This is a genomic window from Pseudomonas sp. D3, assembly GCF_029320995.1.
In the GTDB taxonomy this organism is placed as follows: domain Bacteria; phylum Pseudomonadota; class Gammaproteobacteria; order Pseudomonadales; family Pseudomonadaceae; genus Aquipseudomonas; species Aquipseudomonas paraveronii.
In genome coordinates this window covers 3,544,009-3,557,108 of the sequence record NZ_CP119772.1, presented here as the reverse complement: position 1 = coordinate 3,557,108, position 13,100 = coordinate 3,544,009, and the positions used below count along the sequence as shown (strand labels likewise).

The 13,100-nt window shown below is 61.0% G+C and carries 10 protein-coding genes; 7 read left to right on the top strand and 3 right to left on the bottom strand.

Features of this window, described 5'->3' with window-relative positions; translation table 11 throughout:
* The first annotated feature begins 56 nt into the window (after nt 1-56).
* The gene (pgm, locus tag P3S72_RS16130; RefSeq protein WP_276193082.1) at nt 57-1,703 is read left to right on the top strand and encodes a phosphoglucomutase (alpha-D-glucose-1,6-bisphosphate-dependent); all 1,647 of its coding nucleotides are present in this window, start codon (nt 57-59) and stop codon (nt 1,701-1,703) included.
* A 55-nt stretch (nt 1,704-1,758) separates the two neighbouring features.
* Here the strand turns inward: pgm and P3S72_RS16125 are convergent, their stop codons facing one another.
* Nucleotides 1,759-2,454, bottom strand: coding sequence for a pirin family protein (locus P3S72_RS16125; RefSeq protein WP_276193081.1), 696 nt, complete (start codon nt 2,452-2,454; stop codon nt 1,759-1,761).
* Nucleotides 2,455-2,673: 219 nt separating this feature from the next.
* On the opposite strand from P3S72_RS16125, the gene P3S72_RS16120 reads away from it, so the two are divergent.
* Nucleotides 2,674-5,118, top strand: a complete 2,445-nt coding sequence (locus P3S72_RS16120; protein WP_276193079.1) for a UvrD-helicase domain-containing protein — start codon at nt 2,674-2,676, stop codon at nt 5,116-5,118.
* 116 nt (nt 5,119-5,234) lie between these two features.
* Here P3S72_RS16120 and P3S72_RS16115 read toward each other — a convergent pair whose 3' ends face one another.
* Complete coding sequence (locus P3S72_RS16115; protein WP_247403740.1) at nt 5,235-5,507, bottom strand: DUF1652 domain-containing protein; 273 nt, start codon at nt 5,505-5,507, stop codon at nt 5,235-5,237.
* Nucleotides 5,508-5,868: 361 nt separating this feature from the next.
* On the opposite strand from P3S72_RS16115, the gene P3S72_RS16110 reads away from it, so the two are divergent.
* The gene (locus tag P3S72_RS16110) at nt 5,869-7,275 is read left to right on the top strand and encodes an FAD-binding oxidoreductase (RefSeq protein ID WP_276193077.1); all 1,407 of its coding nucleotides are present in this window, start codon (nt 5,869-5,871) and stop codon (nt 7,273-7,275) included.
* A 76-nt stretch (nt 7,276-7,351) separates the two neighbouring features.
* Here P3S72_RS16110 and P3S72_RS16105 read toward each other — a convergent pair whose 3' ends face one another.
* Nucleotides 7,352-8,146 (bottom strand): LuxR family transcriptional regulator, encoded by a 795-nt coding sequence (locus tag P3S72_RS16105; RefSeq protein ID WP_276193076.1) that lies wholly within the window; start codon nt 8,144-8,146, stop codon nt 7,352-7,354.
* Nucleotides 8,147-8,345: 199 nt separating this feature from the next.
* Between P3S72_RS16105 and P3S72_RS16100 the strand changes: the two genes are divergently transcribed.
* From P3S72_RS16100 to P3S72_RS16085, 4 genes are all read left to right on the top strand, one after another.
* Entirely contained in the window at nt 8,346-9,710 is a 1,365-nt protein-coding gene (locus P3S72_RS16100; protein WP_276193075.1) for an APC family permease, read from the top strand.
* Between the two features lie 9 nt (nt 9,711-9,719).
* Nucleotides 9,720-10,823, top strand: a complete 1,104-nt coding sequence (locus tag P3S72_RS16095) for a P1 family peptidase (protein ID WP_276193074.1) — start codon at nt 9,720-9,722, stop codon at nt 10,821-10,823.
* A gap of 357 nt (nt 10,824-11,180) precedes the next feature.
* The gene (locus P3S72_RS16090) at nt 11,181-12,614 is read left to right on the top strand and encodes a serralysin family metalloprotease (protein ID WP_276193073.1); all 1,434 of its coding nucleotides are present in this window, start codon (nt 11,181-11,183) and stop codon (nt 12,612-12,614) included.
* A 49-nt stretch (nt 12,615-12,663) separates the two neighbouring features.
* Complete coding sequence (locus P3S72_RS16085) at nt 12,664-13,032, top strand: protease inhibitor Inh/omp19 family protein (protein WP_276193072.1); 369 nt, start codon at nt 12,664-12,666, stop codon at nt 13,030-13,032.
* The last annotated feature ends 68 nt before the right edge of the window (nt 13,033-13,100 follow it).

Below are 13,100 nucleotides of genomic sequence, written 5' to 3'. Positions count from 1 at the left end.
GTCCAACTCTCAGTAAACTGTCATTTTTTCCGAATCCTTCTTTCCGAGGTTTATGCATGACAATCAGTCCTTTTGCGGGCAAACCGGCGCCAGCCCAGTTGCTGGTAGATATCCCGCGACTGGTCACGGCCTATTACACCGGCCAGCCTGATGCAGCAATCTCCACCCAGCGCGTCGCCTTTGGGACTTCCGGGCACCGTGGCAGCTCGTTCGAACTGAGCTTCAACGAATGGCATGTGCTTGCCATCAGCCAGGCCATTTGCCTGTACCGCGAAGCCCAAGGTATCGACGGGCCGTTGTTTGTCGGCCTCGACACCCATGCGTTGTCGACGCCCGCAGGGGCCAGCGCGCTGGAAGTGCTGGCGGCCAATGGTGTGCATGTGATGCTCGCCGAGGGCGATGAATACACGCCAACCCCAGCCATTTCCCACGCCATCATCTGCTATAACCGCGGTCGCACCAGCGGCCTGGCCGACGGCATTGTCATCACGCCGTCGCACAACCCGCCACAAAGCGGTGGCTACAAGTACAACCCGCCTAACGGCGGCCCGGCCGATACCCACGTCACCAAGTGGATCGAGGCCAAGGCCAACGAACTGCTGGCCAATCGACTGGCCGGGGTTAAACGCATTACCCACGCGCAGGCGCTCAAGGCCGATACCACGCATCGCCATGATTACCTCAACCGCTACGTGGCCGACCTGGTCAATGTGATCGACATGGACGCGATTCGCAGCGCCGACCTGCGCCTGGGCGTCGATCCACTGGGCGGAGCGGGGGTGCGCTACTGGTCGGCGATTGCCGAGCACTATCGTTTGAACCTGGACGTGGTCAACACCGAAGTCGATCCTACTTTCCGTTTCATGAGCGTCGACTGGGATGGTCAGATTCGCATGGACCCATCGTCCAGCTACGCGATGCAAGGGTTGATCGGTCTCAAGGAGCGTTTTGACGTGGCCTTCGCCTGCGACCCGGACCACGATCGCCACGGCATCGTCACCCCGTCCGGCGGCCTGTTGGCGCCGAACAATTACCTGGCGGTGTCCATCGACTACCTGTTCCAGAACCGTCCCGACTGGCGCGCCGATGCGGCTGTGGGCAAGACCGTGGTCAGCAGCGGCTTGATTGATCGCGTCGCGGCGCGCATTGGGCGGCGCCTGTACGAAGTGCCGGTCGGCTTCAAGTGGTTTGCCGACGGCCTGTTCGACGGTTCGCTGGGTTTTGGCGGTGAAGAAAGCGCCGGCGCCTCGTTCCTGCGCAAGGACGGCACCGTGTGGAGCACCGACAAGGACGGTTTGATCCCGGCGTTGCTCGCGGCAGAAATGACCTCGCGCAAAGGCCAGGACCCAAGCCAGATCTACCGTGGCCTGACCGACGCCTTGGGCGAACCGTTCGCCATTCGCGTCGACGCCAAGGCCACTCCGGCGCAGAAGGCGCTGTTGGGCAAGCTGTCGCCGGAGCAGGTGACGTCCACCGAACTGGCCGGGGAGCGCATCCAGCAGATCCTCAGCCATGCGCCGGGTAATAACCAGGCGATCGGCGGCTTGAAAGTCATGACCGAAAACGGCTGGTTCGCCGCGCGGCCATCGGGCACCGAGGATATCTACAAGATCTACGCCGAGAGCTTCATCGGTGCAGATCACCTCAAGCAGTTGGTAGAAGAAGCGCAGGTATTGGTAGACGGTGCCATCAGCGCTAACTGACACACCTGCGTCAATGTAGGAGCGGGTAAGCCCGCTCCTACATTTCGCCTCGAGATCAGGCCAGGTCGACCAGCACGATCTCGCTGTCTTCTATCGCGGTGACGTGCAACAGCTGTTCATCTTCTACCGCGACACCGTCTCGAGCGTGTGCGCGCAGGCCATTGACCTCAATCACTCCCGTCGCGGGCACCAGATAAGCACGACGCCCGCTGTCCAGGCGGTATTCGGCACTTTCCCCGGCTTTCAGATTGGCGGCCACCAGGCGCGCATCCGCCCGAATGCGCAGGCTCTCGCTGTCACCGGCCTTGCCACTGGCCAGTGTCACAAAGCCCTCGCGGTCACCTTTCGGAAACGGCTTGGCGCCCCACGACGGCGGCAGGCCGGCCTCGTTGGGGATGATCCAGATCTGGAAAATCTTGGTGGGGGTGGCTTCCAGGTTGTATTCGCTGTGGGCAATCCCGGTGCCGGCGCTCATGACCTGCACGTCACCCGCCTCGGTGCGGCCCTTGTTGCCGAGGTTGTCGGCGTGGCTGATGGCGCCTTCGCGCACATACGTGATGATTTCCATGTCGCGGTGCGGGTGCTGGGGAAAACCGGTGCCGGGCGCGATGATGTCATCGTTCCAGACCCGCAGGTTGCCCCAGTGCATGCGCTTGGGGTCGTGGTACTCGGCGAATGAAAAGTGATGATGGGCGTCAAGCCAGCCATGATGGGCGCCGCCCAGGGCGGTGAAAGGTCGTAATTCGAGCATGATCGTCTCCCGTTGATGGCGCTTATCATCTAACAGCGCATGATCGATAAAAAGCGTAAAAAGTGCCTTATTCCTATCGATTTAATGGATTTGTTTCGGGCGCTTTGACTTTCACTTCATCGCCTAACTGCATGACGGCAAAGCAATTGGCTGGAACTGCGTGGCGATTCCGGCGACCATGGCGCACTCGTCAACACCCAGCTCATCGCAGGAGTCCGCGTGCCGCAACAACAGCCTGATCTGCCCCCTGAATTGCGCCCCCTGGCTGAAATGCCGTGGTTGAAGCGGCTCGCCGCCCGATTGTTCGGGCATGGTCTGACCCGCTTGCGCGCGCAGCACCGGTTCTCCTGGCTGCATGGGCAGGCCGATGGTTTTCGCAGTGGGCACGAGGCGGGCGTTGAGTACGGCTATCGCGAGGGCAAGGCCGACGGCATCGAGGAAGGCCGGCAAGTTTTGCTGATTCGCGACTTCCGCCCGCAAGAACACCGTGCGCCGGGGGTGGATGACAGCCTGTTCGATGATTGGCGGCTGCCCCTCACGGCCGATCTGAAAAAGCGTATCAAAGCCGATGTGGCGCGCTTGCTGCCGGCTCACGCGCAGCCCAGCGCCGCGCAATGGAAGATGATCTTCAGCGACACGCCGTCCACTTCAGTGATCGCCGGTGCCGGTGCGGGCAAATCCACCTCGCTGGTGTTGCGTATCCTGCTGCTCACCCATTACCTGGGCTTCGAGCTGAGCTCGATGACCGTGGTGACGTTCACCCGTGAGTCGCGCAAGGACTTCATCCACAAGCTCATGGAAATACTTAGCTTGTGGGGGCAGCCCATTGATATAAAACAAGCCCAGGCTGTAGTGCGGACCTTTCACTCGCGTATCCTGCCGATGGTGCGCAGCCTGCCGGGCTTCGAACGGTTGCAGGCGTTCGAGAACCTCAGCGCGGGCTTCGAGGACGCGGACAGCAACCCGTTCGACCTGCGCCTCAATGAGGCACAGCGCCAGCAGATGAACGCCTGCTACCACCGACTGCACGGCCAGCATGCGCGCTTTCGCGAACTGATTGCACCGCTGGCGCGCCATGGCTTGCAGCTCAAGGAGCTGGAGCGTGATCACCCCGACGTGCAGAAACGCATGGCGGTAACGGAACTGGCCGCCAAGCGCGATGAAGAACTGTGTGACGTGATTGAAGACCTGTGGTTTCGCGCGGGTGCCTGGCCCATCAAGGGGATTGAGCCAAGTCGCCAGACCGTAGAGATCAATGGCGCGCAGTTTCATTGCCATGGCTATATTCCCGAGCTGGATGCCTGGGTCGTGCTGGGCTTCGATTCACGGGAAAACGCCCAGGTCAGCCGCCCCAATGCCAAGCTGTCGGTACGTGCGGAGTGGTCGGTAAAGCGCACCTTATTTCAAGCATTCTGTCGTAAGCCTTTGATATGGTTAGATAGCTATGAGTCATCTAAGCGTCTTTTGAGCAGCCTGGCCGGTGACGCCAGCGCAGGGCCGGGGTTCGATTACAAGGTCAAAGGCGAGCTGGCGTCGGCGCCGTTGCTGGACTGCTTTGTCATGGCCGCAGGCTTCATCGAGAATCTCGGTCTGGATGTGCCCGGCGCTGTGGGCCAGATGAGCTTCGCCAAGGACGATCCGGACCGTTACTTCTTCGAGGCCCTGAGCATTTTCTGGAAAGCCCTGGAAGACCATCTGCTCGACCAGTCGCCGCCGATCATGACCTACAACCGCATGTTCTCGTTGTTTGGCGAAAACACCCCGGAAAACCTCAAGTTGCTCAGCGACCCCCTGTTGCGGCCGTTGTCACACCTGATGATCGATGAGTTCCAGGACGTCTCACCGCAGATCGTGTCCTGGCTGCGCGCCAGCCTGCGTGAAATCCGCAGCCGTGGACCGGCCATGCATGTAGGACGCGGCGCTCAGCGTTCGTCACTGTTATGCGTGGGGGATGATTGGCAGTCGATCTATGGCTGGCGCGGCAGTTCACCGAAGTATTTCATGGAGTTCAACAAGGAATTTCCGTCACCGAGTACCACCCGCGTCATGCTCGGCGAGAACTACCGCAGCCATCAGCACATCATCGATGCCGCCGAACACATTGTGCGCGCCGCGCCGGCGATCCCCGGCAAGAAGGCCAAGGCCTGCGGCGCACCCAAGGCGTTGGTGCCCGTTACGGTGTTGGAACGCGACGATGCGGCGCTGGGGCGTCGACTGCAGGAACACTATGAAAAGGGCGATTCGGTGTTAATGCTTTATCGAAAAAGCAGCGATAAACTATTGATTAAAGAGCATATTAACTCTGTAGTTAATGTTGATTCTAGTTTGCCGCCCGCAGCGCGCAGGCTCAAACAACTGACCTATCACAGCGCTAAAGGCCTGCAGGCGGATGCGGTTTTCCTGCTTGGGGATTGCCAGCATGTCACCCGTTCGCCTTACAAGAACCAGGTGTACCGGATGGCCGGCCTGGGCAAGGCTGGCGACACTGAACCGTATGACAACGCGCAAAAAGACGAAGTGCTGCGCCTGGCCTATGTCGGCATTACCCGCGCCATAAGCCATTGCTACTGGTATGTGGAAAAGCCCGAGGGCCAGGCTGTGAATGTACCGAAGGCATCGGAACGGGTAGACGCCAAGAAAGCGTTTTTTGACGATCAGCGCTAAGCCTCGTCTGGCACAGGCCCAGTGTGGGGGCGGGCTTGCCCGCGATAGCGGCGCATCAGTCGAAAAAACAGGCGACTGATACCCCTATAGTGAGCGAGCCTGCCTGCTTTGCGCGCTCAAGCCCTCAACAAATGCGGCGGCACAAAACACTCCAGCTCCGCTTCCACCGCCTCGATGATGCGCTCTACATCGGCGGCATTCATCACCGTGGCACAGGGGATGCCGGCGATGGCGATCAGCGTCTCGCCACTGGCGCGGTCGAACAGACGCGCGACCATACTACCGGGGGCATCCATACTCCCTTCGAAGCCCATGGGGTGAAAATGCCAGCGCATTAGTTGACAGGCGTTGGGGAATGTCACTTTGTTCATGTTGCCCACCTTGTTCATTGAGCGCTTCCTTTAGCTCGCGGCAGGGGCCAGGACCGTTACAGATCATGGCGAGTGAGAGTCTAAAAGTAGCACCCGTTTGCGCACGTCTGCGGAGTTTTTTCGTTCCGTTCGGCAGTTCTTTTCCTATAGGTTGACGTGGGTCATATCCTCGTCGCGGCCGGGCAAAAGGCCACTAGTCAGAGGTTCCGACGAACCATTGAAGGCCGCCGCTGGCCGCTGCCTGTATCGGTAAGCCGATTGATTCGGCGCTGATGGGGGCAGCAGGTCGCTCCAACATTTGTGTGTGTACGCGCACAAGACAACCCCTGACATCCGGCCTTAGTATCCAGCCTATCGAAACGAGGTAGGGGAACCCGGCATGCCGGCATGGCGCACGATAAGTTTATGGATGGACCAGTTGGACGACCCGCTTGTGGCGCGGCCTAGCTTGGAGCACGAGCTGGACGTCAACGTGGCCATCATCGGCGCTGGTTACACCGGCCTGTGGACGGCCTATTACCTCAAGCGCCAGGCGCCTGAGCTGAACATTGCGATCATCGAGGCGCAAACCGCCGGTTTCGGCGCGTCCGGGCGTAACGGCGGCTGGTTGATGGGCAACCTGCTGGGTGAAGACCGTTTGCTCGCCGACCTGGCGCCCGAGCACCGGCGTGCTTCGTTTGACCTGCTGCACGGTATTCCCGACGAAGTGGCCCAGGTGCTGGCCCGCGAGCGCATTGATTGCGACTACCGCAAGGGCGGCGCCCTCTACTGCGCCGCGCGTTACCCCGAGCAGGAAAGCAGCCTGCGTCTTTACCTGGACACGCTCTATGCCCAAGGCCTCACCGAGGCCGACTACCGCTGGCTCAGCCCGCAACAACTGGCCGAGCAGTTGCGTATCGCCAAGCCCTATGGCGCGGTCTATGCGCCGCATGTGGCGACGATCAACCCGGCCAAGTTGGTCCGCGGCCTGGCGCGGGTGGTGGAACGCATGGGGGTCGCGATCTACGAAAACTCGCCCGTGACCCATTGGCAGTCCGGCAGCCTACGCACTGCAAAGGCCGGCGTGCGCGCCGCTTGGGTGGTGCCGGCCGTCGAGGGCTACGCAACGACCTTGGCGCCGTTGGGCCGCTACCAACTGCCGGTGCAAAGCCTGATCGTCGCCACCGAGCCATTGCCCGCCAGCACTTGGGACGAAATCGGCCTGAGGCATGGCCAGGCCTTCGGCGAAAGCAGTCGCCAGGTCACCTATGGCCAGCGCTCGGCCGACAACCGCCTGGTGTTCGGTGCCCGTGGCGGTTATCAGTTTGCCGGCAAATTACGCGAGGACTTCGATTTGACCGACAGCGAAGTGGAGTTGCGTCGCTATTTGTTCGGCGAACTGTTCCCACAGTTGAAGAACGTGCGGATTACGCACTCCTGGGGCGGCAACCTCGGTATGTCGCGCCAGTTCCGACCGCACATGCTCTGCGATCACACCACTGGCATCGCGCTGTCCGGCGGCTACGGCGGGGAGGGCGTCGGTGCAAGCAACCTGGGCGGTCGCACCCTGGCCGACCTGATCCTGGGCCTGGATACGCCGTTGACCCATCAGCCCTGGGTCATCCGCGAACGCGGCCTGGAGGCGCTCAAGGCCTGGGAGCCGGAGCCGTGCCGATGGCTGGGTTACAACGCGATCATTCGCAGTTTTGTGCATGAAGACCAGGTATTGGCCAACCCCGATACCGCGCCCTGGCGCCGCAAACTGGCGATCGGCGTGGCCGGTTTCATGGAAAGTTTCATGCGCTGAGCCGCTCCAGCCACACCGGCGACCTGGCCAATCCAGATCCCTAAGGAATGCGCGCACCGCGAATCGCGCGGCCCGCCTACGGATTTTCCAGATCATGCCCCAACGACTGGATAAACAACGAGAACAACTCCGGCTGCGAGGAAATATCCAGCTTGGCGTACAGGTGCCGGCGATGCACTTTTACCGTGTCCGGCGAGATGCTCAGGCGCTCGGCCATGGCCTTGGAGGAGAACCCGCGCAATACCAAACGGGCGACCTCCAGCTCGCGGTCCGAGAGCACGCCGCAGCCGAAATGGCTCAGCGCATCGCGAATCTGGCTGGCCATCGCCTGCGCCGCCGGTACACGCTGGGTGCTTTGCTGCCAGTGCTGCTGCATCAACGGCAGCACCCACGCCGCCAACGTGGTCATCAGCCCGGTTTCCTCAGCGCTGAAACGCCGCTGCATGCCCAGTGAAAGCGACAACGTGCCCGCGCCGGGCAACTGCAGGATCAATTGCACCTCGTCTTCCAGCACGTTGTCCTGAAAGTAGTTGAGGAAGTATTCACTCTGGCGAAAATGGTCCGGCGCGACTTCCTCCAGGCGGTACACGCCGCTGGCATACCCTTCGCGACAAGCCTGGAAAAACGGGTCGAGCACGTACAGGCCGTTGAGGTACACCAGCATCGACGCCGGTTTGCTGCTGGGCTGGGCGTCGTATTCCTCAAGGGCCTGGGGCAGGCCATCGAGCGGGTAGAAAATCGCCAGGGCGTTATCGAACGGCAGGCATTGGTGCAGCAACAGCACCAGCTGTTTCCAGAATCGATCGGTGCCGATCTGTGACAGGGTGCGCCCCAGCCCCGCGTGCATGCCGACTTCCCGGAACAGGCTCATGTCACAGTCTCCCGTCATCAAAAGATCGGCCAAGGGTTCGGTTTTTAGCGGGTGTCGTCAAGGGGAGTACGCCAATAGGGGAATTGGCTGACAACACCTCTGGCTTTAACGTCGCCATCATTGAGTGGGAAACATATCCCACGACTTTCAGACTTTTCGTTTCTGCCTCACACCAAAAACAACGACAGAGGATAACGATATGAGTGCTTCCCCCGCGCCAGACGGCGTGCTCAAGCCCACCCTGAGCGTCTTCGATGTGGTAGCCATTACCGTTTCGGCGGTGACGCCTGCAAGCTCGGTGTTCGTGATCGCCCCGTTCGCCATTCAACAGGCGGGCAGCGGCGTGTTCCTGGCTTTTGTCATGGCCGCCTTGCTCGCGCTGATGTTCGCCTTTTGCTACGCCGAATTGGGCCGCGCCCACAACAGCGCCGGCGGAGAATACGTGTATGCCAAGCGGGTGTTCGGCGGCATGGCGGGTTATGCGACGTTCCTGACGGTGCTGGTGATGTTGCTGTTTATCCCGCCGGTACTGGCGACGGGCGCGGCGACCTACTTGAATAACGCCCTGGGCACTAAGTTCGACTCACAAACCGTCGCCCTGGTCATTGTGGTGTGCAGTTACGCCCTGGGCATCCTCAACATCAAGCTCAATGCCTGGATCACCGGCACCTGCCTGCTATTGGAAGTGGCGGCCTTGCTGGTGATCGTGTTCCTCGGCTTCGGCCATCCGGTGCAGCCGGTCAGCGTGTTGTTTGAGCCGCAGATCGTCGAAAACGGTATGTTGCACCTGGCGCCTTGGGCCCTGGTGATTGGCGCGGTCGGCATTGGCCTGTTTTCCTTCAATGGCTACGGGCCGGCGGTGCTGCTGGCCGAAGACATGAAATGCGGCGGCAAGGGCGTACACAAAGCGGTGTTGTGGTCCCTGGGGCTGGTGGTGGTGATTGAACTGGTGCCAATCACGGCGCTGCTGATTGGCGCGCCATCGCTGAGTGCGATGATCAGCAGCCCCGACCCCATCGGCTACCTGCTGACCAGCCACGGCAACGAAACCTTGTCACGCCTGGTCAGTGCCGGGATTTTTCTCTCGGTGTTCAACGCCATCGTCGCCATCGTGATCCAGATCGGCCGCGTAGTGTTCAGCAGCGGCCGCGATGCCCTGTGGACGCCGACCATCAACACGCTGTTCACACGCATTCACCCGCGCTGGGATTCGCCCTGGTTGGCTACGCTGTTCCTGGCGATCCCTTCGGCGCTGCTGAGTTTCAGCTCCAATCTGGCGGACCTCACCTCGTTCAGCGTGCTGCTGATCATGCTGGTGTACCTGATCGTGGCGCTAAGCGCGCTGATGAGCCGGGTGCTGCTGCATGAGCGCGCGCATCCGTATCGCATGCCCTTATGGCCGCTGCCGGCATTGCTGGCGGTGCTGGGCGCCGGGTATCTGTTGATGACCTTGATCGCTGAGGCGTCGGTGCGCGACATCATGGTCATCATCGGCTTGTTGGCGCTGTCGGTGATTCTGTATTGCATCAGTGGCCGGTCGAGTCCGGCGTATCAGAAATTGTAAGGAGTGGTTATGCGCGCACGTCAATTGGGCATCACGTTGGGGTTGGGCACACCCGGCGCGTTGAATGCCATCACCGATGTTCCCGGGGTCCGGGTCGGCCACAGCACGCTCAAGACCCGCGTCGACAGTAAACAGGTGTGCACCGGCGTCACGGTGATCCAGCCGCGTGCCGGCGAGGCGCGGCACCAGCCGTGCTTTGCCGGGTATCACGTGCTCAACGGCAATGGCGATGCCACGGGCCTGGAGTGGATCCGCGAAGCGGGGCTGTTGACCACGCCACTGGCGATCACCAACACCCACAGCATCGGCATTGTGCGCGACACCCTGATTGCCCTGGAGCGCGAGCGCCTGGCGGATCCGGCCGTGTACTGGTGCATGCCGGTGGTGATGGAAACCTACGACGGCCTGCTGAACGATATCTGGGGCCAGCACGTCAAGCCTGCGCATGTGCGCCAAGCGCTGGAGCACGCCGAGAGCGGCCCGGTGCAGGAAGGTGCGGTGGGCGGCGGCACCGGGATGATCTGCCATGAATTCAAGGGCGGGATCGGCACCGCGTCGCGTCGATTGCCGGCGGAGCAGGGCGGCTGGACGGTCGGGGTGCTGGTGCAGGCCAACCATGGTAAGCGCCAGGAATTGCGGGTCGACGGCTACCCGGTGGGCCGGCACTTGATGGAGATCGCGTCGCCGTTCGCCGAGCGGGGCACGCCGGGCATGGGCTCGATCGTGGTGATCCTGGCCACCGACGCGCCCTTGTTGCCCCATCAATGCCAACGCCTGGCGCAGCGCGCGTCCATCGGGATTGCGCGCACCGGCGGCGGCACCGAGGATTCCAGCGGTGACCTATTCCTGGCCTTCGCCACCGGTAATCAGGCGCTGCCCCCGGCGGATTACGGGCGCAAGGACCTGGCGTTCAGCACCGCGTTACAGATGGTCAATAACGATCATATTTCCCCGTTGTTCCTCGCGGCGGCGGAGGCGGTGGAGGAGGCGATCATCAATGCCATGCTGGCCGGTGAAAGCATGACCACCGATGACGGGGTGCAGGTGCCGGGTTTGGACGGCGAGACACTGTTGCAGGCATTGCGCCAGGCGGGCTGGAACAGTTGCCGATAATTCTGTGTATTTATAAAGGTGGTGGCTCTTTAATGTCGCCAATGACACCGTAACAATATATTGGATCCATTTAAATAAGTGCGCCGCTCAAGTTGAGCGGCTTTACCGCTATTTAATATTTAAATAACAGCGCGCTGCTTTTTGTAGGACAAAAGCAACTAGCCCCCTGCAAACATTGCACACGACTTGCTTAAGTTGCCGATGGGTCGGTTTTACTGCGCAAATAGAGGTAGACGAAAGATTTCAAGTTGTGTCAGTTTCGTGACGCCTTCAAAAGAGGCGAGTGATAGGACGATCTCGCCAGCGAGGTTCCTATCGACCCAAGACTGATGCACTTGCACACAAGGAAGTACGTTTATGTCAAAAGTAAAAGACCAGGCTATTGTATCTGCCGCGCAAGCCAGCACTGCGTATACGCAAATTGATAGTTTCAGTCATTTGTACGACCGTGGCGGCAACCTCACGATCAATGGCAAACCCTCTTATTCCGTTGACCAGGCAGCCACCCAACTGCTGCGCGATGGCGCCGCGTACCGGGACGTTGACGGCAACGGCAAGATCGACCTGACCTACACCTTCCTGACCTCGGCCTCCTCGAGCACGCTGAACAAGCATGGCATCTCGGGCTTTAGCCAGTTCAACAGCCAGCAGAAAGCCCAGGCCGCACTGGCCATGCAATCCTGGTCGGATGTCGCCAACGTCGCCTTCACCGAGAAGGCCAGCGGCGGTGATGCGCATATGACCTTCGGCAACTACAGCGGCGGCCAGGACGGCGCGGCGGCCTTCGCCTATCTGCCCGGCACCGGCGCGGGCTATGACGGCACCTCGTGGTACCTGACCAACAGCAGCTACACGCCCAACAAGACCCCGGACCTGAACAACTACGGCCGGCAGACCCTGACCCACGAGATCGGCCATACCCTGGGCCTGGCTCACCCTGGCGACTACAACGCCGGGAATGGCAACCCGACCTACAACGACGCGACCTATGGACAGGACACGCGCGGCTACAGCCTCATGAGTTATTGGAGTGAGAGCAATACCAACCAGAACTTCAGCAAGGGCGGGGTCGAAGCCTATGCCTCCGGGCCGTTGATCGACGATATTGCGGCGATCCAGAAGCTCTACGGCGCCAACTACGCCACCCGCGCGGGTGACACCACCTACGGGTTCAACTCCAACACCGGGCGTGACTTCCTCAGCGCCACCTCCAACGCCGACAAGCTGGTGTTTTCGGTCTGGGACGGCGGTGGCAACGACACCCTGGACTTCTCCGGTTTCACCCAAAACCAGAAGATCAACCTCAATGAGGCCTCGTTCTCCGACGTTGGCGGCCTGGTGGGCAACGTATCCATCGCCAAGGGCGTCACCGTGGAAAACGCCTTCGGCGGTGCGGGCAACGATCTGATCATCGGCAACAATGCCGCCAACCTGATCAAGGGCGGCGCCGGCAACGACCTCATCTACGGCGCTGGCGGGGCGGACCAACTGTGGGGCGGCGCCGGCAACGACACCTTTGTGTTCGGTGCCAGTTCCGATTCCAAGCCAGGGGTGGCGGACAAGATCTTCGACTTCACCAGCGGCTCCGACAAGATCGACCTGAGCGGCATCACCCAAGGCGCGGGCCTGAGCTTCGTCAACGCGTTCACCGGGCATGCCGGCGACGCGGTATTGAGCTATGCCTCGGGCACCAACCTGGGTACCTTGGCCGTGGACTTCTCCGGGCACGGCGTGGCGGATTTCCTCGTCACCACCGTGGGCCAGGCAGCGATCAGCGACATCGTGGCCTGATGCACGCGCGCGGTGCTTCGGCGCCGCGCTTCCAGGAGGGAGCATATACATGCCGCGTTTTTCTCATTTGATCGCCTGTGTCCTACAGGTGTTGTTCGTGTCGGCAGGAGCCCACGCAATGGCTAGCAGTCTTGTTTTACCCACCGCCGCCCAGTTGGCCGGACATTGGCAACTGCACCGAGAGGGTCAGGTCTGCGCCCTGGATTTGCTGGAGCAGGCCAACGCCTTGGGTGGCGACGTGGCATGTGTTGAGCAGTGGCTGGGGGACAAACCCCTGACGTGGTCACCGACACCGGACGGGATCTGGTTGATGAATGCCGAAGGCTCAGGGATTACCCACTTGAATCGCCAGCGCGACGGTGAATACCAGGCACGCACGCCATCCGGCGTTCTCGTGATATTGCAACGAATACCTTAGTTTCCAGTTATAACGCTATAACTCGAGTTTACTAGTTGGCCACCGCTTATTTAGGGGCTGGGGCAACT

What these genes read in the sequence shown, in the direction of transcription:
- pgm (WP_276193082.1), top strand. Translation starts at nt 57, where the DNA reads ATGACAATCAGTCCTTTTGCGGGCAAACCGGCGCCAGCCCAGTTGCTG.
- P3S72_RS16085 (WP_276193072.1), top strand. Translation starts at nt 12,664, where the DNA reads ATGCCGCGTTTTTCTCATTTGATCGCCTGTGTCCTACAGGTGTTGTTC.
- P3S72_RS16125 (WP_276193081.1), bottom strand. Translation starts at nt 2,454, where the DNA reads ATGCTCGAATTACGACCTTTCACCGCCCTGGGCGGCGCCCATCATGGC.
- P3S72_RS16115 (WP_247403740.1), bottom strand. Translation starts at nt 5,507, where the DNA reads ATGAACAAGGTGGGCAACATGAACAAAGTGACATTCCCCAACGCCTGT.
- P3S72_RS16110 (WP_276193077.1), top strand. Translation starts at nt 5,869, where the DNA reads ATGCCGGCATGGCGCACGATAAGTTTATGGATGGACCAGTTGGACGAC.
- P3S72_RS16095 (WP_276193074.1), top strand. Translation starts at nt 9,720, where the DNA reads ATGCGCGCACGTCAATTGGGCATCACGTTGGGGTTGGGCACACCCGGC.
- P3S72_RS16090 (WP_276193073.1), top strand. Translation starts at nt 11,181, where the DNA reads ATGTCAAAAGTAAAAGACCAGGCTATTGTATCTGCCGCGCAAGCCAGC.
- P3S72_RS16100 (WP_276193075.1), top strand. Translation starts at nt 8,346, where the DNA reads ATGAGTGCTTCCCCCGCGCCAGACGGCGTGCTCAAGCCCACCCTGAGC.
- P3S72_RS16105 (WP_276193076.1), bottom strand. Translation starts at nt 8,146, where the DNA reads ATGAGCCTGTTCCGGGAAGTCGGCATGCACGCGGGGCTGGGGCGCACC.